Genomic DNA, 26,012 nt, shown 5'->3' with positions numbered 1-26,012 from the left:
TTTTAAAGCTAAGCCGCGTGTTTTTCGGCGAAGGCTTTCATGAAGCTCACCAAAGCCTCAACACCCACTAATGGCATGGCATTGTAGAGGCTGGCGCGCATACCGCCGACACTGCGATGACCCTTTAGCGCCACTAAGCCTGCGGCCTTAGCCTCGGCTAAAAATGCCTCGTTCAACGACTCATCTTTCAGATAGAAGGTTACGTTCATTTTCGATCGGTTAGCAACTGCGACGCGGTTTTCATAGAAATCGCCGCTGTCGATATAGGCATAGAGCGTCTCGGCCTTACGATCATTGACCTTGGCAACCTCTGCCACCCCACCCTGCGCCTTGAGCCATTTGAAGACTTCGGCGGCCAGATACCAGGCGAAGGTCGGCGGCGTGTTGAACATGGAGTCATGTTTTACCGCCAGGCGATAGTCCATGATAGATGCCTGGGTGAGCTGCGGATACGCAAGTAAGTCGTCGCGAACGATGACGATGCTTAAGCCCGATGGTCCGATATTCTTCTGCGCACCAGCATAGATGAGTCCATAACGGCTGACATCTATCTCGCGCGACATGATGTTTGAAGACATGTCGGCAACGATCGGCCAAGGTGAATTAATCTCTTCAAAAATTTCGATGCCATCTACCGTCTCATTTGGGCAATAGTGCAGGTAACGATAATCTTGTTTGATCTCGTTAAGATCTGGCACGACAATGCGGCTGATACCATTGACTTTTTCAACAATGTTTAACGTATCTATCTGCGCGTCACCGGCGAGTTTCTTGGCTTCTTCAACCGCCGCAGATGACCAGCTGCCATCGACCAGATAGAGGGCCTTACCCTGTTGACCCAAAAAATTATTCACAACTGCGGCGAACTGTCCGCGGCCGCCACCATGCATAAAGAGCACATGGTAGTTGCTGGGAATATTCATCAAATCTCTGATGTCGGCCTCGGCCTGCTCGGTAAGCGCGATAAACTCTTTACTACGATGGCTGATCTCCATTACGGAGACACCCTGCCCGTTCCAATCCAATAACTCCTCTTGTGCTTTTTGCATCACGGGCTGAGGTAACATGGCCGGCCCTGCACAGAAATTATATGTCGCGCTCACTGCTTTCTCCTTTGCTCTTCTTTCAACTGTGTTGCGTCAGATTAAATGCCATTGGCGTATTTTATTATCGGGTTTCACTTGCCGAAACAAAACGAGCGTCCATAAGGACGCCCGTTAATTTCGTTAAACGTTATTCGTTTGGCTCAACGTCTGGCTCGGCCTCGGGCGCTTCGCCTTCGACTTGCTGCTCATCGACAGTATCAGTGATGATAGGGTTGCCCTCTTCGTCAAACTCCTGTTCATCCTGGATCTCATCGATACGCTGTAGCCCAACGACCGTTTCGTCGGTTGCCGTACGGATAATGGTCACACCTTGAGTATTGCGGCCTATGGTTGATACGCCAGATGCCGGTGTACGAACCAAGGTACCCTTATCGCTGATCAACATGATCTCGTCGTTTTCGAGTACTTGTACCGCTCCGACGACAGCGCCATTACGCTCGCTCACCTTGATCGATACTACCCCCTTGGTCGCGCGGCTCTTAGCTGGGTATTCATCCAACTCGGTACGCTTACCATAACCATTCTCGGTAACGGTCAGGATGGCCCCGTCGTTCTTAGGTACGATGAGTGAGACCACGCTCTGGCCATCTTCGAGCTTGATACCGCGAACACCTGTTGCGGTACGGCCCATGCCACGAACCTGATCTTCGCTAAAGCGAACGACCTTACCTTCGTTGGAGAAGAGCATCACCTCGTTGTCACCGTTAGTGATGTCGACGCCGATCAGCTGGTCGCCATCTTTCAGGTTAACGGCGATGATACCGTTAGCTCTTGGGCGAGAGTATTGATCCAACGAGGTCTTCTTCACGGTGCCGTGAGAGGTCGCCATGATCACATACTTGTCGGCGTCATATTCACGCACCGGCAAGATAGCGGTGATGCGCTCACCTTCCGCCAGCGGCAGCAAGTTGATGATAGGACGACCACGGGCCTGACGACTTGCCAGCGGCAGCTGGTACACCTTGAGCCAGTACATCTTACCAAAGTCAGAGAAACACAAGATGGTATCGTGGGTGTTGGCGACCAGCAGTTTCTCGACGAAATCTTCATCTTTCACCTTAGTCGCGGCCTTACCTTTACCACCACGGCGCTGGGCCTGGTAATCGCTCAAAGGCTGATACTTGGCGTAACCCAGATGCGACAGGGTCACTACTACATCTTCTTCGTTGATCAGATCTTCAAGGCTGATGTCGACCGCAGAGGCATTAAGCTCGGTGCGACGCTCATCGCCAAATACTTCAAGCACTTCCTGAAGCTCTTCTTTGATCACTTCCATCAGACGCTCAGGGCTGCGGAGGATATATAGCAGGGCTGCGATTAGCTCGAGTAGCTCTTCATATTCGCTTAGGATCTTCTCATGTTCCAGACCGGTCAGCTTGTGCAGACGCAGATCCAGAATCGCCTGAGCCTGTTGCTCGGTCAGGTAGTAGAGACCATCACGAATACCGAACTCTGCTGACAACCACTCAGGACGCGCCGCATCATCACCTGCCTTCTCCAGCATACCTTGTACATTGCCAAGGGCCCAGCCTTGAGAAACCAGCTTAGTCTTGGCTTCGGCCGGTGTTGGCGATGCCTTGATCAGTGCGATGATAGGGTCGATGTTAGCAAGAGCAATCGCCAGTGCTTCAAGAATATGAGCACGTTCGCGTGCCTTACGCAGTTCGAATACGGTACGACGGGTCACCACTTCACGACGGTGAAGGATGAAGCACTCGAGCATCTCTTTAAGGTTAAACAGCTTAGGCTGACCATTGGTCAGGGCCACCATGTTGATACCAAAAGAGGTCTGCAGCTGAGTCTGGGCGTAGAGGTTGTTAAGGATCACCTCACCCACTTCGCCGCGTTTTACTTCGATAACGATACGCATACCGTCTTTGTCTGACTCGTCGCGCAGGCCGCTGATGCCTTCGATCTTCTTATCTTTTACCAGCTCGGCGATCTTTTCGATCAGACGTGCCTTGTTTACCTGATAAGGGATCTCGGTAACGATAATGCGCTCACGACCGTTGTCTTCAGTCTCAACGGTTGCGCGGGCACGCATGACCGCCTTACCACGACCCGTCTTATAGGCATCTTCGATACCCTTACGGCCGTTGACGATCGCCGCCGTTGGGAAGTCTGGCCCTGGAATATGTTCCATCAACTGCTCGATAGAGAGACTTGGCTCATCGATCAGTGCCAAACAGCCGGAGATCACTTCTGACAGGTTGTGAGGAGGAATGTTGGTCGCCATACCTACGGCGATGCCCGATGAACCGTTTACCAGCAGGGCCGGAATACGGGTTGGCAGTACCGCTGGGATCTGCTCTGTACCATCATAGTTAGGTACGTAGTCGACGGTTTCTTTCTCTAGGTCAGCCAGCAGTTGATGCGCCAGCTTGTCCATACGAATTTCGGTATAACGCATGGCCGCCGCAGCGTCGCCATCGACCGAACCAAAGTTACCCTGACCATCGACCAAGGTGTAGCGCATAGAGAAAGGCTGCGCCATACGAACGATGGTGTCGTAAACCGCAGAGTCACCGTGTGGGTGATATTTACCGATAACGTCACCGACGACACGCGCCGACTTCTTATAAGGTTTGTTCCAATCGTTCTTCAACTCGTTCATCGCGAATAATACGCGGCGATGAACCGGCTTTAGACCGTCACGTACATCGGGTAACGCACGGCCAACGATCACGCTCATGGCGTAATCCAAATATGAATTCTTTAATTCGTCTTCAATATTAATTGGTGTTATAGATGAAGCCAGATCAGTCATAAACTGCTCGATCCCTTGAAATTTAGCCGACAAAATACTGCTTAAAAACCAGGCAATATTTTACCAAGCCTGAAAACGTGATTTGGCATTCTAACACAGATATTTAAAGGCGCTAGACCCTATTGAAATTTCACGCCAAATATCTGTTTACGACCCAAAACCCCGCCTCGTTTTGACCAAGATGAGCGCTTTAACAGCAATCTGATGACAAAGCAGACATTTTCGCCGGGTTCTCCTTTGTTTATCTAAGGCGATGGGTATAATAGCTACATCATTTATTCCCTTCAGAGGACTCTCCGTGTCTAACCTTTCTGAGACAAATTTTTCTGAGACTAATAATGCCAATGTCGATCCACAAGAAATCGCTAAGTTTGAGAAGATGGCTGCCACTTGGTGGGACCCCGAAGGAGAATTTAAACCCATCCATAAGCTCAATCCCCTGAGACTCAACTATATCGATCAAGCCGTTGGCGGTCTGTTTGGTAAGCGTGTGCTAGATGTCGGCTGCGGCGGCGGTATTCTCTCTGAGAGCATGGCACGTCTTGGCGCCAAAGTAGATGGTTTGGACATGGGCGCCGAGCCCCTCGATGTCGCGAAACTTCACGCCTTAGAGATGGGGGTTGAGATAAACTATATCCAGGACACGGCGGAGCATCACAGAGACAGTCATCAGAGCCAGTATGATGTGGTCACCTGCATGGAGATGCTCGAGCATGTGCCCGACCCTGCCTCTGTTATCAAGGCCTGTAGCGACATGGTTAAGCCTGGCGGCTATGTGTTCTTCTCGACCATTAACCGCAACATCAGAGCCTATGTAGAGACAGTGATTGGCGCCGAGTACCTGCTTAAGATGCTACCGGTAGGCACTCACGATCATAAGAAGTACATCAAGCCTGCCGAACTTATTGGCATGGCGGATGCGGTCGATCTCGAGTGCGTCGATGCGACCGGCATCACCTACAATCCGCTGACGGAGATCTTCCGCTACACCAAGTCGCTAGATGTCAACTATATGATCGCCACGGTTAAGCAGGATGACTGATCAAACCCTGCCTGGTGCTAACGCTGAAACGATTGATGGTAAGCGCACTGCTACTAGGCCAATAAAAGGTGTGCTGTTTGATCTCGATGGCACCCTGGTCGATACGGCGCCGGATCTCGTGCTGGCGCTCAATCTGGCGCTAAAAGACTTTGGGCTGCCGAGCCAACATCTGGAAGATATTCGCTATGCGGCTTCCCATGGCAGCCTGGCATTAGTTAACGCCGCCCAGCCTCATCTTAATGATGAGGAAAAAGCGGCCATCCAGCAGGCGCTGCTTGAGCACTACCATAATGTTAACGGCCAAGAGGCTAAGCTTTTCGATGGCATGAGTGCCCTGCTCGAGCACCTCAGCGGCCAGCAGATCCCCTTCGGGGTGGTCACCAACAAGGCGGCGCGTTTCGCGAGGCCTTTGCTGCACAGACTCGCGTTAGCCAACAAGATGCCGGCCATCATCAGCGGCGACTCCACCACTCAGAGTAAACCCCATCCTGCGCCCATGCGTCTGGCAGCGTCGCAAATTGGCGTCAGCTGCCAAGGAATTCTCTACCTAGGCGATGCCAAACGTGACCTAGAGGCGGCTCGCAATAGCGACATGCTGGGGGGCATCGCCCATTGGGGTTATATTGGAAACAATGATCAGGCGCACCTCTGGCCTCACGACTTTGGCTTCGACACCCCGGTATCCGTGCTTGAACTCCTAAGACAGGGCTAAGTGGCGGTTAAGTCGTGCATAAGTCACGGTTAAGTCACAATTAAATGAGATGCATCACGTGCTCTGGAGCTAGGGCGTGTGACACATCAGTAAAAAGTCGTCGAAGCTGAGATCGCGATCCTTTTTCGACGCAAAAAGATCGCGAGGATCTGGCCAATATTTTAGCTTTCATGATAGGGCGAATCAGTCGCCTAAAACTTGACCCGCCGGTGCTATCGTAATTGAAAACAAGGGTTAAAGGTAAGCCGTTACTAACCCTTTGGTTTACCCCCAAGATATCCACAACTTGTCCCCTAAAAACCCGCTTGCAATATCCCACCAACCTCACTATCTTGTATCCTATAAAAGAAAAAACACCATATCTTGTGTATGGGCGGCGGTCGAAGCCACTAGAACTGCAGTAGTGCTCAGGTACTTTTTTTACATCTTCGATTGTTTTTACATGGAAACGTAGGGCGGAGTTTTCCCCTCCCAGCGATATTTAATTCAAGGCTTATCTTCAATGAACAGCAATATGCAAGTCACGAAGCGCAGTGGCGAACGTGAAACCATCGATCTCGATAAGATCCACCGAGTGATCACTTGGGCGGCCAAAGGACTGAATAACGTCTCAGTATCGGAAGTCGAATTACGTTCACACCTTCAGTTCTATGATGGAATCCCAACTGAAGCGATCCACGAAACCATTATTAAGGCCGCTGCCGACCTTATCTCGCCAGAGTCACCAGACTACCAGTTCCTCTCTGCACGTCTGGCCATCTTCCACCTGCGTAAGAAAGCCTTCGGTCAGTTTGAGCCGCCTTCGCTGTACGACCATGTGGTGAAGTTGGTTGAGCTGGGTAAATATGACACGCATATTCTGAACGACTATAGCCGCGAGGAGTTAGACACGCTCGACAGCTATATCGACCACTGGCGCGACATGAACTTCTCTTATGCCGCGGTTAAGCAGTTAGAAGGTAAGTACCTGGTTCAAAACCGTGTGACTCACGAAGTCTACGAAAGTGCGCAGTTCCTCTATATTCTGGTAGCGGCTTGTCTGTTCGCCAACTACCCGAGAGAGACGCGTCTTCAGTACGTTAAAGATTTCTATGACGCGACCTCGACCTTTAAGATCTCGCTACCGACACCTATCATGTCAGGTGTGCGTACACCGACACGTCAGTTCAGCTCTTGCGTGCTGATCGAGTGTGGCGACAGCTTAGACTCAATCAATGCGACCGCTTCGTCTATCGTGAAGTATGTGTCGCAACGTGCAGGTATCGGGGTCAACGCAGGTCGTATTCGCGCGCTGGGTAGCCCAATTCGCGGCGGCGAGGCATTCCACACAGGTTGTCTGCCTTTCTATAAGTATTTCCAGACAGCGGTGAAGTCTTGCTCTCAAGGCGGCGTACGCGGCGGTGCGGCGACCCTCTTCTACCCTATGTGGCACCTGGAGGTTGAGTCTCTGCTGGTGCTTAAGAACAACCGCGGCGTCGAAGATAACCGTATTCGTCACCTCGACTACGGCGTGCAGCTGAACAAGCTGATGTATCAGCGCCTTATCCAGGGCGGCATGATCACGCTATTCAGTCCATCAGACGTCCCAGGTCTGTACGATGCCTTCTTCGAAGATCAGGCAGAGTTCGAGCGTCTGTATGTGAAGTATGAGCAGGATGAGAGCATACGTAAGAAGCAGATCAAGGCGGTCGAGCTGTTCTCCCTGATGATGCAGGAGCGTGCCTCTACCGGTCGTATCTATATCCAGAACGTCGATCACTGTAATACCCACAGCCCGTTTGACGCTAAGGTTGCCCCTGTACGTCAGTCTAACCTGTGCCTTGAGATCGCATTGCCGACCAAGCCGCTGAACAACATCGACGATCCCGATGGTGAGATCGCCCTGTGTACCCTATCTGCGTTGAACCTGGGTGCCATCAAGAAACTTGATGAGCTGGAAAGCCTGGCAGATTTGGCCGTGCGCGCGCTCGATAGTCTACTCGACTATCAGGACTACCCTATCGTCTCGGCACATAAGGGCTCGATGAACCGTCGTACCTTGGGTATAGGCGTGATCAACTTTGCCAACTACCTGGCTAAAGAAGGTGTGCGTTACTCAGACGGCAGCGCCAACGGCATCACCCACAAGACCTTCGAAGCGATCCAGTACTATCTGCTCAAGGCCTCGATGAATCTGGCGAAAGAGCAAGGCGCCTGCCCTGCCTTCCACGAGACCAATTACGCTAAGGGTATCCTGCCTATCGATACCTACAAGCGTGACCTCGATAAGATCTGTGACGAGCCACTACACATGGATTGGGAAACCCTGCGTGAGGAGATCAAGACTCACGGCCTGCGTAACTCGACCCTGTCTGCCCTGATGCCATCTGAGACCTCATCGCAGATCTCTAACGCGACTAACGGTATCGAGCCACCGCGAGGCCTGATCAGCGTTAAAGCGAGTAAGGATGGTCAGCTCAAGCAGGTGGTCCCTGATTTTGAGAAGTACCAGTACAGCTATGAGCTGCTGTGGCAGATGCCAGGCAACGAAGGTTACCTGCAGCTGGTCGGTTTGATGCAGAAATTTGTTGACCAATCTATCTCGGCCAACACCAACTATGACCCAAGCCGCTTCCCAGGCGCCAAGGTACCTATGCAGGTGCTGCTGAAAGACCTGTTGACCGCATACAAATACGGTGTGAAGACACTTTACTATCACAACACGCGTGACGGTGCGTCAGACAAATATGACGATATCACCTCCATTGAGAAAGAAGACGATAGCTGCGCAGGCGGCGCATGTAAGATCTAACTCTACGTGTTTTAACCTTTTATCAGGGGGCTTTGCCCCCTTTATCGGAAGATAGAAAAATGGCCTATTCAACATTTTGTCAAACACCTAACAATGCCCTGCTGGAACCTATGTTCCTCGGCCAATCGGTTAACGTTGCCCGTTATGATGTTCAAAAATATGAAGTGTTCGAGAAACTGATCGAGAAGCAACTCTCCTTCTTCTGGCGTCCAGAAGAAGTCGACGTCAGCAAAGACAAGATCGACTACGCGGCGCTGCCGGATCACGAGAAGCACATCTTCATCTCTAACCTCAAGTACCAGACACTGCTGGACTCAATTCAAGGCCGCTCGCCAAACGTCGCCTTCCTGCCGCTGGTGTCGCTGCCGGAACTTGAGACCTGGATCGAGACCTGGTCTTTCTCTGAGACGATTCACTCACGCTCTTACACCCACATCATTCGTAATATCGTTAACGATCCTTCAGTGGTATTTGACGATATCGTACAGAACGAAGAGATCCTCAAGCGCGCCAGCGATATCGCCGATTACTACGATAACCTGATCGAGCTGAGCCAGACCTATCACCTCATGGGTGAAGGCACCCACGAGATCAACGGCAAGACGGTAGAAGTCACCACCCGCGCGATCAAGAAAGCCCTCTACCTGTGTATGATGTCGGTTAACGTGCTCGAGGCGATCCGCTTCTACGTCAGCTTCGCCTGTTCATTTGCCTTCGCCGAGCGCAAGCTGATGGAAGGTAACGCCAAGATCATCCGCCTAATCGCCCGAGATGAAGCACTACACCTAAACAGCACTCAGCATATCCTTAAGCTGATGCAAGGTGGCAAGGATGACCCAGAGATGGCCGAGATCGCCAAAGAGTGCGAACAGACGGCGATCGACATCTTCGTTAAGGCTGCAGAGCAAGAGAAAGAGTGGGCCAAGTACCTGTTCAAAGATGGCTCTATGATCGGCCTGAACGAGCAGATCCTCTGCCAATATGTCGAGTACATCACCAACGAGCGTATGAAGTCGGTTAACCTGGTAAGCCCTTATGCCGACCAGAGTAACCCGCTGCCGTGGATGAAGAACTGGCTCGAGAGTGATTCGGTACAGGTTGCGCCGCAGGAAGTTGAGGTGTCTTCTTACCTGGTTGGTCAAATTGACGCGTCTGTGGATGAGAGTGAGTTTGCCGACTTTGATCTCTAACAAGGCGGTCTTTAGTCAGGCTGTTTTTAAGAAGGCTCCGATCGTGAGCCTTCATGGACAGCCTGTACTTCTCTATACCAGTAACCACCAGAGCCTGTTAGCGGCACTCGAGCAGAAGAAGGTTCGTATCTTCTCTGAGTGTCGTAACGGCTTTTGTGGTGCCTGCAAGACCAAGATTAATCGCGGTAGCGTCGTCTACCACACGGAGCCACTGGTCGAACTGGAAGCCGATGAGTGTCTGCCCTGCTGCTGTCATCCCGACGGCGATCTCGACCTGGCACTTTCTGCCCAAGGTGCCGAGGTGGTATCGACTCATACATCTGAGCCTGTTGCCTGCACCGCCGAATAGTGCGCTACTGGAACTAAGCCTGACCTGAAACTAGGCCTAACTAGGTTTAAACCAAATCTCGCCTCAAACATGGCCTAAACTTGCCTTTGGCGAAAACAGTCAATCTCCAAGCTAATCCCAAGCAAAATCCATGGCAAAACTCTGATTAAATTCTGGCATTCCTTTGCAGATTAACCAGAAACTTGTCTCAAACAGAAGCATTAAACAGAAAAGCTGACTGATACACAGGTCAGATTCGCGAGATAATCTGTTAGATCGCCTTCTTCGCCAGCTTATGGTGTAGTCGGTTCACCTCCATCAGGGCGGCGCTGCCATACCAGGGATGCAGCTCCATCACCAGGCGTCCGGCCTTAATGGCGGGATCGGACTCTGTTAACGCCTTGGCCTCCTCGACACTGGTGACGTTAAAGATATAGATGCCTCTTAACGCCCCTTCTTCCAAGAAAGGCCCTGCCAGCACCAGTTTACCCTCCTCGGCCAGTCGGCCGATATTATCCAGGTGTGCGCGCTGCAGCCGCTCTGCCTCTTCTTCGGATTGGCTGCGATTAGGGCCACTCTTGAGCATGGCCATCACGTAACGCTTCATACCATAGTCATCGGCGCCGACTCTTGCCGCGAGCTCGGCATCATAGCTTTCCGCGCTAAGAGGCAAACTCACCACCAGTGCCGCTACTACGCCCATCAAAGTAACGAGCAAGCGATGGTTTTTGGTACTCGTTCTTGTATTCGCTTTTGTTCTAGTTTCGATCATTATCTAATCCACCTTAGTAAGCATTAGCTTAAGTTATGCCAAAGCCATAAAAAAAGCTAACCCAAAGGATTAGCTTTTAACTTTTTATAACCGCAAACTAGTTTAATAACCACAAGCTAGCGGTAGCCGACTTTTTAATTTTTTAGATGCGTGCGGCCAGCTCTGCGCCTTGGCGGATCGCTCGTTTGGCATCGAGCTCGGCGGCTACATCTACACCGCCAATAAGATGCACAGGCAGACCTGTGTTGTTCATCTCATCGACCAAGCTGCGATTAGACTCTTGTCCGGCACATAACACCACATTGTCTACCTCTAGAACCTGAGCAGCCTCACCGACTTTGATATGTAGGCCTTGCTCATCGAACTTCTGGTAGCTGACACCGTTTAGCATCTCGACATCATGGTGCTTAGCCACAGCGCGGTGGATCCAACCTGTGGTTTTACCGAGTCCCTTGCCCATCTTGCTGGTTTTACGCTGCAATAGATAAATTTTTCGGCTTGTGTGTTCCGGCTGCGGCGTGGTTAAACCGCCTCGCTCACCATAGGCCTTGTCTATGCCCCACTGCTTGAGCCAGGTATCGGGCTTGAGTGTGATCGACTCCTGCTCTCCGAGATAGTGAGCCATATCGAAGCCAATACCACCGGCGCCGATCAGGGCAACCCGCTCGCCTACTTCGACCTCGCCATTCAGCACCTGCTGGTAATTCACTACCTTGGGGCTGTCGAAACCGGGCAGGTCGAGCGCTCTAGGCACAACACCGGCGGCAATCACCACCTCATCGAAAGGCTCGTCTCTCACCACAGAGGCGTCCAATCGGGTGTTGAGCCTTAGCTCGACCTTGTTGAGCTTCATCTGCTCGGTGAAATAGCGGATGGTCTCATCAAACTCCTCTTTACCCGGGATCTTACGGGCGAGGTTAAACTGACCACCGACCTCCCCCTTGGCCTCAAACAGCACCACCTGATGTCCTCGGCTGGCGGCATAGATGGAAAACGCCATTCCGGCTGGGCCTGCGCCCATGACGGCGATCCGTTTCTTGTTCGTCGCCGGCACAAAATTAAGCTCTGTCTCGTAACAGGCTCTGGGGTTGACCAGACAGGTGGCGCGTTTCAACGCGAAGGTATGATCCAGACAGGCCTGATTACACCCGATACAGGTGTTGATCAGCTGACTCTCCCCCGCGGCCGCTTTGTTGACGAAGTCGGCATCGGCCAGGAAAGGACGCGCCATAGAGACCATATCAGCCTGACCCGATGCAATGATCTGCTCGCCGATTTCAGGGGTATTAATACGGTTAGTGGCGATAAGGGGTACACTCACCTCCTGCTTGAGGCGCTCAGTTACCCAGGCAAAGGCACCGCGGGGCACACTAGTGGCAATGGTGGGTACTCTGGCCTCATGCCAGCCAATACCTGTGTTGATAATGGTCACGCCGGCGCTCTCCAGCCACTTGGCCAGCTGCACCACCTCCTCCCAGGAGGAGCCGTTGTCCACCAGATCAAGCATAGAGAGGCGAAACACTATGATGAAATCGCTGCCGACCGTTTCACGGATTGCCTTGACGATCTCCACAGGGAACTTAGCCCTTTGGCTGAACTCACCGCCCCACTCGTCGTTGCGCTTATTGGTTCTGGCGCAGATAAACTGATTAATAAGGTAACCTTCAGATCCCATTACCTCGACGCCATCGTAGCCCGCCTTCTTGGCCAGCGCCGCTGTGGTGGCGTAATCTTTGATGGTGCTTCTTACCTGACGGGCCGACATGGCCGAGGGGGTAAAGGGGGTAATAGGCGACTTAATCTTGCTAGGCGCCTGTGAAAAAGGATGATAGCCGTAACGTCCGGCGTGCAGGATCTGCATACAGATCTTACCGCCCGCCTCATGCACCGCGCTGGTGACAATCTTATGCTTGGCGACCTGCCAGGGAAAGCTTAGCTGACAAGCATTGGGCGCCAAACGACCTCTGAGGTTAGGCGAGATCCCGCCGGTAACAATCAGGCCAACACCACCGGCGGCACGTTCTTGGTAGAATTTTGCCAGTTTCTCAAAACCGCCCTTTTCTTCTTCGAGCCCGGTGTGCATGGAGCCCATGAGCACACGATTCTTCAGTTGTGTGAAGCCGAGATCTAAGGGTTCTAATAAATGCGGAAACGACATTTAAACATCCTTTTTAAACAAGTGATTTAAATCAGCATACCCGCTGTTTGGATTTAGCTCAATACTCAATGCGTGCCAAGCCTTAAGATTCATTTACAATTGTGTTTCGCCCCTATGGCCGTTTTCAGTTAGCATAGAGGGAACAGAGTCATAAAGGAGTGGATAATGTCCGCTAAGCCCTCAATATTTAAACGGATCTTTTCCACCTTGTGGAAGGTGGTCAACACCACACGCAAGGTGATCTTAAATCTATTCTTCTTCGGTTTTATTGCCCTCTTGTTCGTGATCCTCGCCGGTGAGGAGAGTCCAACGGTCGAAGAAGGTTCGGCATTAGTGCTGGATCTCTCGGGTAGCGTGGTTGAGCAGAAACGTCAGGTGGACCCCATAGAAGCGGCCATGAAGAGTGGTAAAGGGAGCCAGAGCGATGGCGAGATCCTACTTGCCGATCTGCTAAATGCTATCGACAATGCGGCCAGCGACAAACGCATCTCCGCCTTAGTGCTCGACATAGGTCACCTAAGATGGACAGGGATCAGCAAGCTGCAGAGCATAGGCGACGCATTGACCCGCTTTAAAGCCTCAGGCAAGCCGATTATCGCCATGGGTAACTGGTATGGACAAAACCAGTACTTCCTCGCCAGCTTCGCCGATACCATCTACCTCAACCCTCAGGGTTCGGTGGAGATCGAAGGCCTAAGCCGCTATCGCCAATATTTCAAGTCGGCGCTGGATAAGCTCAAGATCAAGGCGCACGTCTTCAGGGTGGGCACCTTCAAGTCGGCGGTCGAGCCCTTTATGCGCGACGACATGTCTGAGGCGGCGAAATCGGCCAACCGCGAGCTGCTGCAAGATATTTGGGACAGCTTCGAAGCTACGGTCAGCGAAAACCGTGGCATCAAGCAAGACGACCTGATGCTGAGCGCCGAGCGTTATCTTGCCGAGCTTAATAAAGCCAATGGTCGCTCATCCGAGATGGCCATCAACCTTGGCTGGGTAGATAAGCTCGCCTCTGCCGAGCAGTTCCGCCTGGACATGGTCGAGCGTGTAGGAGAAGCAAAAGAGGGTCACAGCTTTAAGCAGATCAGCTTCTATGACTATCAGAGCGTGATCCAGCAGTTCCCACCAGTGTTGATGCACGACGCCGTCGGCATCATAGTCGCCAAGGGCAACATACTCAATGGTCACCAAGCAGCGGGCCAGATCGGCGGCGAGAGCACTTCTGCCCTGCTGCGCAAGGCGAGATTCGATGACAAGGTGAAGGCTGTGGTCCTCAGAGTCGACAGCCCTGGCGGCAGCGCCTTTGCCTCCGAGCAGATCCGCCAGGAAGTGTTGGCCCTCAAGGCGGCCAACAAGCCTGTGGTCGTTAGCATGGGCACCTACGCCGCCTCGGGTGGCTACTGGATCTCGGCAAGCGCCGACTATATCTACGCCACACCAACGACACTGACCGGCTCTATCGGTATCTTTGGCATGATGACCACCTTCGAAGACTCCTTGGCAGAGCTTGGGATCCACACAGACGGCGTCTCCACCTCAGGCTGGACCGCATTCTCCAGCACCCAAGGGATCAGCGAAGAGCTCAAGGAGATCATTCAGCGCCATATCGAGCGTGGCTACCAAGACTTCATCTCGCTCGTATCAGAGGAGCGCGACATGAAACCCGAAGAGGTGGATAAGATTGCCCAGGGCCGTGTCTGGTCTGGCAAACGCGCACTTGAGCTTGGCCTGGTCGATGATCTTGGCGATCTTGAACAGGCGGTGACTAAGGCAGCCGAGCTGGCTAAGCTTGAGAAGTTCGATACCAAGCTTATTGAGCAGGAGCTGTCGCCACAGGAGCAGTTCATCCAGCAGATGTTTGCCCAGGCCATCAGCTATATGCCACAGAGTCTGTCTCAGAGCAGCTTAGTCGAACAGCTACTTGGTGAGGTGAGCAGCGTAGTCGAAGAGTTTAACGCCTTTGACGATCCAAACGGACTCTACCTCTACTGCGACAGCTGTAACTATTAATCACTCAGCTATTAGCACTGCAAGTACACAATGACAGAAAAGCCCGCCGATGCGGGCTTTTTTATTGGCGCTATCCTAAGTATAATCGCGCCAATCCTGCATCAATAAAGCTATCACTATAATGAAAAAACCCTCCATCTATGTCGCCTATACAGGCGGCACCATAGGCATGCAAAAGACAGATAATGGTTTCGCGCCGGTACCAGGATTTCTCACCGACTGCGTCAAAGCCATGCCCGAGTTTTTTCATCAGGAGATGCCAGACTTTGTCATCAGTGAATATTGTCCGCTGATCGACTCTTCAAACATGGCGCCGACCGATTGGCAGATGATCGCCGACGATATCAAGGCGAACTACGACAAGTATGATGGCTTCGTGATCCTCCATGGCACAGACACCATGGCTTTTACCGCCTCGGCCCTCTCCTTCATGCTGCAGGGACTGACCAAACCCGTTATCGTTACCGGCTCGCAGATCCCCCTGGCCCAGCTGCGCTCAGACGGCCAAACCAATCTGCTTAACGCCCTCTACATCGCTGCCAACTATCCGGTGGCCGAGGTATGCCTCTTCTTTAACAACAAGCTGTTTCGTGGCAATCGCACCACTAAGGCCCATGCAGATGGCTTCGATGCTTTCGCCTCGCCTAATTTCCCAATGCTGTTAGAGGCAGGCATTAAGATCCGCCTTAAGGCGGGCCGCATCAGCGAAAGCAAGGCCAATACCCTGACGGTCAACAAGATAAGCCCTCAGCCCATAGGTGTGGTTACCCTCTACCCAGGGATCACCACAGAGATCATCGATAACATCTTACAGCAGCCGGTAAAGGCGCTAATTTTGCTTACCTATGGTGTCGGCAATGCGCCACAAAACCCAGAGTTACTGGAGTGTCTGCGCAAAGCCAACGAGCGCGGCATCATCTTAGTGAATCTGACCCAGTGTCTGCAGGGTAAGGTCAACATGGGCGGCTATGCCACGGGCAACGCGCTGGCAAAAGCCGGGGTGATCAGCGGCTTCGACATGACCACTGAAGCGGCGTTGACCAAACTGCACTACCTGCTATCTACGGAGCTTTCACCGAGCGATATTCGCGTGCAGATGCAGCAAGATCTCTGCGGCGAGCTCACCGAAGACTAATACCAATCGTAGTAAATAACTGATCATGCTAGCTGGTTAAAACATCCGATAACGGCGTTACTATTTTTGATTGTAGAATAACTACTTATTTAAAAATACGGCCTTGTTCTCGACCGTTTTTTCTGCGCAATTTCTGATCACTTACCTACCGTGATTGGTATAATTGCTTTAAGACTAACAATGCGAAATAAAAAAGCCCCTGTCATCAGGGGCTTTTCACTCTTAGAGGTCTTGCTCTTTGAAGGCGGCGATACTCTCGCCCTTGAACTGACGTTTCAGCTCGGCCTTTGACAGTTCGTTCAATTCACCTTGATTATTGATGGTGAAATGATCTGTCTGGTTCAACCTGCGAGCCTGGTAAAGCATCACCAGCTGCAGTGTCGAGTCTTTCTGCTCATCAGACAGCACAGTGCCATCTTCCCACTTGCCGAGTTCGGCGGCGCTGAGTAATCGCTCGTATACCTCTTGAGGCATATCGTCGATCACTTTATTGATATCACTCATATACTCTTCCGTTTATGTAACACTATGCGGACTCTGGCTATCAGATAGCCGACGAAGCCAAAGACGAAGCAGATGCCGGCGATATTGGCTCTGAGCCCTTCCGCCGGCTCGCCGCCCCAAAACCAGATCACAACACCGGCAATAAACAGCGTCATCGCCAGAAAGCTCTGGTTCATCAGCTGATTGGTACGCTTGATATGGCTGATCCGATTAAGCGACTCGTTATCCCCAGACAAGCCCGAGGAACAGTGCGGGCAGCTCTTAGCCAAACTCGATATGCGCTTTTGACAACTTGGGCATTCTACTAAGGCCATTGCGGACTCCTATCTTAGCTTATCGACCACGGCCAGCATGGCTAGCAGTGACGCCTCACCCAGATAGATACAACGCTCAGGCGACCAACCAGACATAGGATCTGGCATGTTGGCGTTATCTTTAAATGGCATCTCCAGGGTGTTAGAGAGACAGCCGAAGGTCTGCGCGACCCAGTTTGAGGCAACCGTCAGGTTGGCCTGGCCTGGCTCGTCTTTATCATAGCCAAACTCATCTTGGAAATCGGCGCTGGCCATCAGCAATGCCTTAACGAAATCGGCCTGCAGATCCGCCATCTTTTGATTGTAACCCGGCACGCCTTCACAGCCTGCGAGGAACACGTATGGCAAGCCTTCATCGCCATGCACATCGTAGTAGAGATCGACGCCAGTCTCTTTCATGCGATTGACCACATGATACACCTCAGGGCTCTTCTCCAGCGACGGACTCTGCCATTCGCGGTTTAGGTTAACACCTTTAGCATTGGTTCTCAGGTGGCCGCGTACGCCGCCATCCGGGTTCATGTTAGGTACGATATAGAAGTTGGCCTTATCCAGCAGCGCCTTGGCCGTCGGACAATCGCCATCGAGAAGATTATTAAGCAGGCCTTCCACCAGCCACTCGGCCATGGTTTCGCCAGGATGTTGACGTGCGGTGATCCAGATCTTAGCTTTCTCTTCATCTTCATCACCCACCTTAACTAGGGTCATGTCGCGATCGTCTAAGGTCTTACCAAGATGCTCGAGTGAGACAAGCGGATGCACCTGAACGGCGCTAAGCAGATCCTGATGACGCTCGTAGCTATAGGGCGCGAAGTAGGCGATCTGGATCATTTCGCAATCCAGCTCGACCTCTATGGTGAGTTTGCCATCTTGATACTGAGTCGGCAGGCGGAACCATTGCTGTCTGTCGTAGGTGGCCGCAGCCTGATAGTCTTCCCAGCCCTTAGTGTAAGAGGCTTGGCCCGCGTTGATGATATTTAGGGTATAGCGCTGGCCTACTTCACCTTGCAGACGAAAGTTGAACCACTGGAAAAACTCGCCCCCTTCATCGGGTCTAATGGCCAGTTGCACATTATTGATATCATCTTGGTTGATGACCTCAATATTACCGCCGTCAAAATTGGCACTGATTAGCATATCCATTCCTTCATTGAGTTAAGGCAGACATCTTGGGTCTGCTGATCCCCTAAGGATAAACTAATTCGCCCCGTTTTCGCACCGCTAGCGCCAAATAAAAGCCAGTTTTTTTGCTGTCATTTTGACTAACACAGAAAGCTGTAACCCTGTCCTCGCACAGTGTTGATGATGGTTTTTGGCAGACAGATCTTGGCAAGCTTACGCCGGGTATTACTGATGTGCATATCCAGATTACGATCGAACTGTCCAAGATCTTTCTTCAACACACTTTTCTGCAGCTCCTGTTTAGTGATCACCTCTCCTTTGCGATCGAACAGGTATTTAAGTAGCTTAAACTCGGTCTGAGTCAGGGCGACGCGCCGCTCAGCCACCTCTATGCTGAAATCATTCTGATTAAAATAGATCGCCTTGATCGGTAGTGGCAGAACTTCGGTCAGCTGCGCCTTGGTAATAGCCGCGCGGCGACGCAGGGCATCGATACGCACCACCAGCTCACGTACACTCACAGGTTTAGAGAGAAAATCGTCGGCGCCAAGACGAAACCCTTTTACCCGCCGCTCCTCTTCATCGGTGGCCGAAATCAGAATCACCGGCAGGTTGTCGCTGCGCGCCTCAAGAAACGCAAAACCATCCACAAGGGGCATCTCGATATCCAAGATAATGAGATCGATCGCCATTTTGCCTAGAATAAGCAGTGCTTCCTGGCCATTACTGGCACAATGCACCTGATACCCGCTGGCGACTAGGCCAAGATAGAGGACTTCGCGCGCAAAGGGATCATCATCAACGAGTAACACTCTTTCCATTTAAGAACCTTAATGATAATTGTTATCATTAAGGTTACATTAACTCATCGGGCCAATCCAGTCCTTTATACCTCTAAAGGATAAAACTTTGACCAGCATCCCACCCCATTGATACTCGCGACATGAAAAAGGCCCCTTTTGGGGCCCTTAAAGACAAGTTGTCTCTATTTGAGCATCAACTGGCGAATGTATTTCACCGGCGCGCTACCATAGCTTAAGAACTGTTCGTGGAAGCCTTTAAGGTTAAAGTCTTCTCCCTGCTTAGCCTTAAGTTCCTCACGGAAATCATAGATCTCGCGATAACCCGCGTAGTAACTGGTGAGTTGCACCTGGCTCAGAGTCGCGCGGCGCCATTTGCCTTCGGCCTCAGCCTGTTGCTGGAAGGCTTCCTGAGTCATCAGCGCAATCGCCTCCTCCTCTGTCATCCCCTTAACCTGAATGCTGTAGTCCAGAATGGTGTTGGCAATGACCCTTAGGTTCCACTTGTAATACATGAGCCACATCTCTGGCTCGAAGTTACCATAGCCCTCTTCCAGCATCATACGCTCGGCGTAAACCGCCCAACCTTCAACCATGGCACCGTTACCAAATAGGCTCTTCACCAAGCTTGGCGACTCGTTAGAGTAAACCAGTTGGGTGTAGTGACCCGGGATCGCCTCGTGAATGTTAAGTACCTGCAAGATCCAATGGTTGTATTCTCTCAGGTAACTCTCTGCAGAAGCGTCGCTCATGCCATCCAGCGGTGTGACGTTGTAGTAGGTATTACCCGTCTTCTCATAGGGGCCAGGTGCGCTAATCGAAGCGCCAGCAAAACCACGCATATATTCTGGGGTTTCACGCACCACTAGCGGCTTGTTAGGATCTAACGTCACCAACTGCTTCTCGTTGACGAACTTGACCAACTCAGGGATCTGGGCGCGCACCTCGGCAACAAAGTCTTCGCGTTTCACATGGCGGGCCGACAGCTTGTCGATCAGCTGACGAGTCGCCACCTTAGTGTCGCTGGGCATCTCTGTCTTAAAATACTTGCTCCACAGCTGCGTGGTGATCTTAGCCATCTCGCCCTGAACTCTTGCTTTATCCGCCAGGGCCTTCTCATAGAGCTGCTTGGCCGACATGCCCGATTGAATATCGAAGGCAAACTTCTGCTCATAGAGCTCTTCACCAATTCTAAAGCTACGAGCGCCCTCTTTAGTCAGCTTGGCTTCCAGGCCAGTCAACCAGTCGATATGTTGATTAATGGCATCGACCGCGAGCTTGAAACGGGTAGTGAACAGGGTTTTCTCATCATCACTGAGACCCGAGGCGGCAACCTGCTTCAATAAATCATCTGAGAAGACACTGAAGGCGCCGCGGTTTTGCATTATGGCTAATTGGGTATGCTCTAGGGTCGGCTTGTCGATATTCTCTTTTGCCGCGGCGTAGTAGGCAGGAACATTCTCCATGCGAGCCAGGAATGAGCGCAGACGCTCGTCCAGCGGCGCAAAGTCTTCGTTAACCAGCTGAGCAAATCCACCGGCTACATTGTAGTTCGCAGGGTTCCATTGCCAGGACTTGAAGGTGTCTATCTCCCAGCGGTCTTGCTTCAACAGGTTCTCGATAAGCTTGTAGTCAATAAGCTCACTCGGGGTTAGCTTATTCACATCAAAGCCATTTAACAGCTTAAGCTGGGCGTCGACGAAGGCTAAGCTCTCGATACGGCTTTGGGCATTAGGCACCTTAAGCACACCGTCATATTTGTGATAACCACTATAGAGCGCCCAGGTCGGCGACTGCTGCCACAAGGCATCGATAAATTGATTGGAAAACTCGGCAAAACTCAGTGCCTGTACCTCGGCAACGCTCGCCTTCTGAGTACTTGCAGTTTCGCTAGTGTGTGTCTGACAGGCGGTAAGACTACCTAGCCCCAGGACGATGGCGGCAGCGATGACGCTTTTCTTCATGATTCTTCTTCCCTTCATTCTTATTATTAACGGCTTTCTTTTAACGGCTTTCTAATAACGACTTCTTAGCTTGCAGCTTAAAACTTGCCTTTAACGGCCTTACTCGACGTTTTTAGCAGCAGTGAAACTTGAACCGATAGATGAGCCAATACATGAGCTTAGCCCAGTTGGCCCATAGTAAATCACGTTGCCACGAAAATTGCAGCTATCACACCATCTTAGACAAGCTTTGTTACAAAGGTCTTCGCCAGACTTAACCCTCTATCGGTCAAGCGTTAAAAGCTGACCTTGCACCAGAGTTAAACGCTTAGCTCATACACACAAGGTATAAAGTAAGCGGCTTTTGACACAGAGTTGACGGGCACTACACTGAATTTAGAGCCTCAAGAGGTAGTCATGCTGAATAACACCCAGTCCAAAGCCCAATTTAGCGCGCAACCAAACGCTCAGATAAGCGTCCAATTAAAAAGCAGGAAAAGTGACCCTTCTAGGCAACTTTCTTCGCATTATTTAGCCATGAAAATATTTTGCGCCAGTCTATTGGTTTTAGGCACCCTACTCTTCATGGCAGCTAATGTTACAGCAACAGAGGATCAAAATAGTTCATCACAAAAAGACGAGACTAAGCGAGCAACTCCTAAACTAGTAACAATAGCAACGCAGGAATGGGCGCCCTACCATAGCCAGGAGAGAGACGCACAGGGCGTCGCCCATCAAGGCGGTTTTGGACTAACCGCGCTCGATTGTGTCATGACAAAAATCGATCAAGCCTACAGGGTGATCTTCCTTCCCTGGGGCCGGGCTCAAAACAGCGTTAAACAGGGAAAATATGATGGCTTCTTCTCCGCCTCGCGCAACGAATGGCGCGATCAATTTGCCGTACAGAGTAATACCTTTATTCAACAGGAGTGGAACTTCTATTACCACAACGAGTACCGGATCCCAACCAGCGTGAATAGCCTGAAATCCGATACCCTGTTTGGCGCGCGCATCCATTCCAATAGCGCCCATTGGTTAGCCAAGAATAAGTTCAAAAAGGTGAAGATCTTTCCCACCATCAACGAGCTGGTCAAGTTACTGGACGCCAGGCGCATTGATGGTGTGATGGAGAATGCGCTACTGTTCGAGGAGCAGGTACGTCAGTCGCACCTCTCAATGGACGCCTTCGTCAAACGCCCGAACATGCGTATCGATCTCGGGGTCTACTTTGGTAAAACCTTCCTGGCCAAGCATCCTGGCTTCCTCGCCAGGTTTAATCGCCATACGGAGGAGTGTCGTTTCGACTATCAATGAGCTTCGACTGGTGGTGAGGTATCGAGGGGCTAATGTGTCACTGGCTTTAACCTGAACTCGGCCCAGATGGGATTGTGATCCGATGCCTGGCTGGTAAAAGACTCGGCCGCAACCAGATTCAGGCCACGATAATAGAGATGATCCAGCGGCAAGCCGAACACCCGCTGACGCTTGTCTTCTTCGTATACCGCCTCCTTCAGCCTGAGCTGGTGGGCGAGCTGCTCGATATAGGCCATACGCTGCCCCCGCCAGGTATTAAAATCGCCGCCTAAGATCACAGGTCCCTGATGCAGATTGATTTTCTGTACTATCTGCTGCCACTGGGCGCGATAGCTCTTAAGCTGCCAGTCGAAGTTGATGCCGTGGAGATTGACCACTAGTAGGGTCTGTCCATTAGACAGGGGGTAACGAGAGATGAGGGTGGATTTGGCAAAACGGATCCAGGGCTCCACTGCATGATAGGCGCAGGCATCGCGTGCCTGCTCAGTGGCGAGGTTCATTACCCCTACGGGAGATTTCAGCAGCGAGAAGGCCTTAGCCATCACCAGATGCAGGCTAGAGCCATTAAGATACTGATTAAAGCCTGCGTTTAACTTAGCTTCCTGCAACAACATGAGCTCGCTACGTTCGGCGATCTTACTGAGATCATGTTGCCAGCCACGCTTTTGCTGCTTATAGATGTTCCACACACCGACCCTGAGTTGCCCATCATTATCCAGCGCCTGACTAGTGTGCGCGGCAACACATTGGGAGACAAAAAACGGTTCAACCTCACTCATCATCACCTCTGGCTCGCCGTTAAGATAGGTCACCACGGCCACGTAAGCAGCCACACTTAGGAGTAATAATAGTAATGATTTTATTCCCCAGCGCAGTAAACGCGGCGAATTGGATCGGTTTTGGCTCACAGAGTTACTCTACTGTCGAAGTGACTGTTGTTAAATCTAGCTGATAAAAATAGTGCTTTAGCACCAGCAGCTTAGCCTATATGATAGCGATCAGGCTATATTTAGATTCAACGCCATTATCGAATCATACTCGAGCGAGTGCAATTCAGGCTCAAACAGACATTATGGAAAATGTACATCAAATCCTCGCCATTGCCGGCGTATTCATCTATTGGCTGTTTCTTGGCGCCATCGCGCTGCGCTTGGTGATTAAACGCCGCACCATAGGCGTCTCCTTCTCCTGGATATTGGTGATCTATTTTCTCCCCCTCGTCGGTATCATCGCCTACATCCTGTTTGGCGAGCTGCATCTGGGGCAGACCCGAGCGAGTCGCTCAAAAGCGATGTTCAAACCCTACGGCCAGTGGTTTGCGGCCCTGTATCAGCATCCACTGCACACGCCAGAGCGCCAGAGTGACCATGCCAGAGCCATCAGTCAGCTGTGTGATACTCAGCTCGGCATCCCCTCGCTCAGCGGCAACCATCTCTGCTTGCAGCATACGCCATCGAGCATACTCAATTCCATCATCCAGGATATCGACGCGGCCAAGGAGAGCATAGTGATGGAGTTCTACATCTGGCATCCTGGCGGGCTGGCCGATGATGTCGCCAGGGCCGTGATAAAAGCTTCAAAACGTGGTGTCACAGTAAAACTCCTGCTGGACGCCGCCGGGAGCCGCACCTTCTTTAACTCCCCCTGGCCGGCACAGCTGAGCAAGGCCGGCGTAGAGATATCTCAGGCCCTAAGCGTTAGCCCCTTGAGGATGTTCTTTAGGCGCCTAGATCTGCGCCTGCACCGTAAGATAGTGGTTATCGACAACCGAATCGCCTACACGGGCTCGATGAACCTTGTAGATCCTAAGTACTTTAAGCAGGGAGAAGGCGTCGGCCAGTGGATCGACGTCATGGTGCGCATGGTGGGGCCAGCAGTACCGCTAGTCAATACGGTCGCCGCCTGGGATTGGGAGGTGGAAACCAGCGAGCGTTATTTGCCCGAGCCACCGGGCAATCCCGAAAAACCATATGCATTATCACACGAGATAACACACGAGATAACACACGAGATATCATATGAGCCATCAGGTGAAGTAATGCGTAGGGCGGATTCCCTGGTACAGGTGATCCCCTCAGGACCGGGGATGCCTGAAGAGGTGATCCATCAGGTGTTGCTACAGAGCCTCTACCAGGCTTGCCATAAGATAGTGATCACCACGCCTTACTTTGTACCCAGCGAGAATCTACTCGATGCCCTGGCAACAGCAGCGGCGCGGGGCGTCGATGTCAACATCATCATTCCCCAGAAGAATGACTCGACTATGGTTAAATGGGCCAGCCGCTCCTTCTTTGCCGAGCTGCTCAAGGCTGGTGTGAAGATCCATAGATTCAGGGGCGGCCTGCTGCATACCAAGTCTGTGTTGATCGATGATGAGCATAGCCTCATAGGCACGGTTAACATGGATATGCGCAGCCTTTGGCTCAACTTCGAACTGACTCTAGCGGTCGATGATAAGACATTTGCCGAGGAGTTAAGAGTGCTACAGCAGGGCTATATCGACAATGCCGAGCAGCTCGAATACAAGCGTTGGCAGAGTAGACCACTATACCAAAGGGTGATTGAACACCTCTTCTATCTCTTCAGCCCTTTACTTTAATTGGCTCACGGCTACTGCATGAAAACCTTGATTGGCATTCATAGCTAACGTTTACAAAGCTCAAACTTAGCTTAGATACAAAAAGACCCGCCAGCTGGCAGGTCTTTTTATTGATTCTTTGGGCTTAGTCCAAAACTAGAACTTAGCCTAGGCCTAGTCAGAGATCTTAGCTCTGCTTCTTCACGAACTTAGACTTCAGCATCATCTGGCCGTGACCATCAACCTTACAGTCAATATCGTGGTCGGCGTCGACGAAACGGTTGATCACCGCCTTGGTGCCCACTTTCAGCGTCAGTGAAGTGCCCTTCACCTTAAGATCTTTAATCAGGGTTACCTTGTCACCCTCTTCTAACAGGTTGCCTACCGCATCTTTCAGGATGATCGCATCGGGATCGACAGCCACTTCGTTAGGGTTCCATTCATGAGCACATTCTGGACAGATCAACAATGAGCCATCTTCATAGGCATAAGGTGACTCACATTTTGGGCATGGTGGAATTGTATCGCTCATAACTCTTTCTCTTTCATTAAAAAGGTAAGGATCGGTCTAAGTATCCGGCCTGTCACTTAAGATGACTTTATGACCTTCTACTGGTAACCGCTCACAATGATAATAGTATTATAATAAAATTATCATACTCAGGCCAGCTAAGATTCTAGACGCCGCACTTGGCTACACCCACCGTTAAAGTTGACCTTAAGATTTGACCTTAGGATTCTTGGTCGGCTCAGCCTGCCCATAGCTCACCCCATGTTGTTCTAAGTAACCGCGGATCAGCTGTCTGACGACCTGTGAGGGCGTCAAATCCTGAGAGGCGCACAACTGTTCGAATGCCTGTTTCTTACTGGGGTCGAGTAACACGGTAAAGCGTGCCGTCTTATTTTCCATTGCCAACTCCTCGCACTAAAAACATTATCATTTGATTATAATCATTAAGACGCCGCCTGCCTATAGCCTGCCCCTAAGCGTTGAGAAAGAATAACCAAGCTATGAAGTTAGCCTTGTGTACCATGTTAGCTAGTGGGCTAAGGGTCTCATCGGATGTCACGCGAATTTGCACGTTGGCTATAGCGGTTTGGAGGATAGACAGTTTTTATCAGAAATATGTTCTGGAGAGTGACAACTTGCGCCCTAAGCCAGTCATAAATAGGACAGGCATAAATATGACAGGCGCCGAATGACAGGCATAAAAAAAGACGCCCTTAGGCGTCTTTCTTATTGAATGTGGCGGTGAGTGAGAGATTCGAACTCTCGATACGTTGCCGTATACACACTTTCCAGGCGTGCTCCTTCAGCCACTCGGACAACTCACCGAAGCGTTGTGCAATGTCCAATAGGAATCGCATCAACGGAGCGGTACTTTACGCAAATCGCTAAACAGGGTCAAGTTAAAAAACTTTCAACTCA

Annotated in this window: 21 protein-coding genes and 1 tRNA gene; 9 read left to right on the top strand and 13 right to left on the bottom strand. The window is 51.4% G+C overall.

Annotation, left to right across the window (positions count from 1 at the left end; genetic code table 11):
• Nucleotides 1-8: 8 nt before the first annotated feature.
• A complete protein-coding gene (serC, locus tag K0H80_RS09915) occupies nucleotides 9-1,103 on the bottom strand; it encodes a 3-phosphoserine/phosphohydroxythreonine transaminase (protein ID WP_220073852.1) in 1,095 nt (364 codons plus the stop codon).
• A gap of 130 nt (nucleotides 1,104-1,233) precedes the next feature.
• Nucleotides 1,234-3,873 carry a DNA topoisomerase (ATP-hydrolyzing) subunit A gene (gene gyrA / locus K0H80_RS09910; RefSeq protein WP_220058219.1) on the bottom strand — a complete coding sequence of 880 codons (2,640 nt, stop codon included), beginning with the start codon at nucleotides 3,871-3,873 and terminating at the stop codon, nucleotides 1,234-1,236.
• Between the two features lie 253 nt (nucleotides 3,874-4,126).
• Between gyrA and ubiG the strand changes: the two genes are divergently transcribed.
• The 5 genes from ubiG (at nucleotide 4,127) to yfaE (ending at nucleotide 9,957) form a co-directional block, all read left to right on the top strand.
• Nucleotides 4,127-4,915 (top strand): bifunctional 2-polyprenyl-6-hydroxyphenol methylase/3-demethylubiquinol 3-O-methyltransferase UbiG, encoded by a 789-nt coding sequence (ubiG, locus tag K0H80_RS09905; protein ID WP_258406223.1) that lies wholly within the window; start codon nucleotides 4,127-4,129, stop codon nucleotides 4,913-4,915.
• On the top strand, nucleotides 4,908-5,627 hold the full coding sequence (locus tag K0H80_RS09900; RefSeq protein ID WP_220073850.1) for an HAD family hydrolase: 720 nt from the start codon (nucleotides 4,908-4,910) through the stop codon (nucleotides 5,625-5,627). Before ubiG ends, K0H80_RS09900 begins: the two co-directional genes overlap by 8 nt.
• A 502-nt stretch (nucleotides 5,628-6,129) precedes the next feature.
• Nucleotides 6,130-8,418 (top strand): class 1a ribonucleoside-diphosphate reductase subunit alpha, encoded by a 2,289-nt coding sequence (gene nrdA / locus K0H80_RS09895; protein WP_220045152.1) that lies wholly within the window; start codon nucleotides 6,130-6,132, stop codon nucleotides 8,416-8,418.
• A 59-nt stretch (nucleotides 8,419-8,477) separates the two neighbouring features.
• Nucleotides 8,478-9,608: a class Ia ribonucleoside-diphosphate reductase subunit beta gene (nrdB, locus tag K0H80_RS09890; protein WP_220073849.1), complete on the top strand. Its 1,131-nt coding sequence runs from the start codon at nucleotides 8,478-8,480 to the stop codon at nucleotides 9,606-9,608.
• A complete protein-coding gene (gene yfaE, locus K0H80_RS09885) occupies nucleotides 9,577-9,957 on the top strand; it encodes a class I ribonucleotide reductase maintenance protein YfaE (RefSeq protein ID WP_220073848.1) in 381 nt (126 codons plus the stop codon). Before nrdB ends, yfaE begins: the two co-directional genes overlap by 32 nt.
• Before the next feature lie 250 nt (nucleotides 9,958-10,207).
• Here the strand turns inward: yfaE and K0H80_RS09880 are convergent, their stop codons facing one another.
• Nucleotides 10,208-10,639, bottom strand: a complete 432-nt coding sequence (locus K0H80_RS09880) for a YciI family protein (RefSeq protein WP_258406222.1) — start codon at nucleotides 10,637-10,639, stop codon at nucleotides 10,208-10,210.
• Nucleotides 10,640-10,850: 211 nt separating this feature from the next.
• Complete coding sequence (locus K0H80_RS09875) at nucleotides 10,851-12,866, bottom strand: NADPH-dependent 2,4-dienoyl-CoA reductase (RefSeq protein WP_220073846.1); 2,016 nt, start codon at nucleotides 12,864-12,866, stop codon at nucleotides 10,851-10,853.
• Between the two features lie 165 nt (nucleotides 12,867-13,031).
• Here K0H80_RS09875 and sppA point away from each other — a divergent pair, with 165 nt between their 5' ends.
• Together sppA and ansA are read left to right on the top strand one after the other, a co-directional pair.
• Nucleotides 13,032-14,873: a signal peptide peptidase SppA gene (gene sppA, locus K0H80_RS09870; RefSeq protein WP_220073845.1), complete on the top strand. Its 1,842-nt coding sequence runs from the start codon at nucleotides 13,032-13,034 to the stop codon at nucleotides 14,871-14,873.
• 121 nt (nucleotides 14,874-14,994) lie between these two features.
• Nucleotides 14,995-16,008 (top strand): asparaginase, encoded by a 1,014-nt coding sequence (gene ansA / locus K0H80_RS09865; protein WP_220073844.1) that lies wholly within the window; start codon nucleotides 14,995-14,997, stop codon nucleotides 16,006-16,008.
• A 222-nt stretch (nucleotides 16,009-16,230) separates the two neighbouring features.
• Here the strand turns inward: ansA and K0H80_RS09860 are convergent, their stop codons facing one another.
• The 5 genes from K0H80_RS09860 to K0H80_RS09840 all read right to left on the bottom strand — a co-directional run bounded on the left by K0H80_RS09860 (nucleotide 16,231) and on the right by K0H80_RS09840 (nucleotide 20,712).
• The gene (locus K0H80_RS09860) at nucleotides 16,231-16,512 is read right to left on the bottom strand and encodes a YeaC family protein (RefSeq protein WP_011865737.1); all 282 of its coding nucleotides are present in this window, start codon (nucleotides 16,510-16,512) and stop codon (nucleotides 16,231-16,233) included.
• Nucleotides 16,509-16,826 (bottom strand): hypothetical protein, encoded by a 318-nt coding sequence (locus K0H80_RS09855; protein WP_011865736.1) that lies wholly within the window; start codon nucleotides 16,824-16,826, stop codon nucleotides 16,509-16,511. Before K0H80_RS09855 ends, K0H80_RS09860 begins: the two co-directional genes overlap by 4 nt.
• A gap of 9 nt (nucleotides 16,827-16,835) precedes the next feature.
• Nucleotides 16,836-17,963 carry a M14 family metallopeptidase gene (locus tag K0H80_RS09850; protein WP_220045144.1) on the bottom strand — a complete coding sequence of 376 codons (1,128 nt, stop codon included), beginning with the start codon at nucleotides 17,961-17,963 and terminating at the stop codon, nucleotides 16,836-16,838.
• A 125-nt stretch (nucleotides 17,964-18,088) separates the two neighbouring features.
• The gene (locus K0H80_RS09845; RefSeq protein WP_220073843.1) at nucleotides 18,089-18,769 is read right to left on the bottom strand and encodes a response regulator transcription factor; all 681 of its coding nucleotides are present in this window, start codon (nucleotides 18,767-18,769) and stop codon (nucleotides 18,089-18,091) included.
• 164 nt (nucleotides 18,770-18,933) lie between these two features.
• The gene (locus tag K0H80_RS09840) at nucleotides 18,934-20,712 is read right to left on the bottom strand and encodes a DUF885 domain-containing protein (protein ID WP_220073842.1); all 1,779 of its coding nucleotides are present in this window, start codon (nucleotides 20,710-20,712) and stop codon (nucleotides 18,934-18,936) included.
• 750 nt (nucleotides 20,713-21,462) lie between these two features.
• On the opposite strand from K0H80_RS09840, the gene K0H80_RS09835 reads away from it, so the two are divergent.
• Nucleotides 21,463-22,005 (top strand): substrate-binding periplasmic protein, encoded by a 543-nt coding sequence (locus K0H80_RS09835; RefSeq protein ID WP_220073841.1) that lies wholly within the window; start codon nucleotides 21,463-21,465, stop codon nucleotides 22,003-22,005.
• A gap of 29 nt (nucleotides 22,006-22,034) precedes the next feature.
• On the opposite strand, the gene K0H80_RS09830 is transcribed toward K0H80_RS09835, so the two are convergent.
• Nucleotides 22,035-22,913 carry an endonuclease/exonuclease/phosphatase family protein gene (locus K0H80_RS09830; RefSeq protein ID WP_220073840.1) on the bottom strand — a complete coding sequence of 293 codons (879 nt, stop codon included), beginning with the start codon at nucleotides 22,911-22,913 and terminating at the stop codon, nucleotides 22,035-22,037.
• Nucleotides 22,914-23,077: 164 nt separating this feature from the next.
• On the opposite strand from K0H80_RS09830, the gene cls reads away from it, so the two are divergent.
• Nucleotides 23,078-24,604 (top strand): cardiolipin synthase, encoded by a 1,527-nt coding sequence (gene cls, locus K0H80_RS09825; RefSeq protein ID WP_220073839.1) that lies wholly within the window; start codon nucleotides 23,078-23,080, stop codon nucleotides 24,602-24,604.
• A 166-nt stretch (nucleotides 24,605-24,770) separates the two neighbouring features.
• On the opposite strand, the gene K0H80_RS09820 is transcribed toward cls, so the two are convergent.
• From K0H80_RS09820 to K0H80_RS09810, 3 genes are all read right to left on the bottom strand, one after another.
• The gene (locus K0H80_RS09820) at nucleotides 24,771-25,115 is read right to left on the bottom strand and encodes a zinc ribbon domain-containing protein YjdM (protein WP_011865729.1); all 345 of its coding nucleotides are present in this window, start codon (nucleotides 25,113-25,115) and stop codon (nucleotides 24,771-24,773) included.
• 186 nt (nucleotides 25,116-25,301) lie between these two features.
• Complete coding sequence (locus K0H80_RS09815; RefSeq protein ID WP_144199243.1) at nucleotides 25,302-25,493, bottom strand: ribbon-helix-helix domain-containing protein; 192 nt, start codon at nucleotides 25,491-25,493, stop codon at nucleotides 25,302-25,304.
• 337 nt (nucleotides 25,494-25,830) lie between these two features.
• Nucleotides 25,831-25,918: transfer RNA gene (locus K0H80_RS09810), tRNA-Ser, on the bottom strand.
• Between the last annotated feature and the right edge of the window lie 94 nt (nucleotides 25,919-26,012).

Source organism: Shewanella aegiceratis (assembly GCF_019457495.1).
Classification (GTDB): Bacteria; Pseudomonadota; Gammaproteobacteria; order Enterobacterales; family Shewanellaceae; genus Shewanella; species Shewanella loihica.
This window is presented reverse-complemented; position numbering and strand designations above follow the sequence as displayed.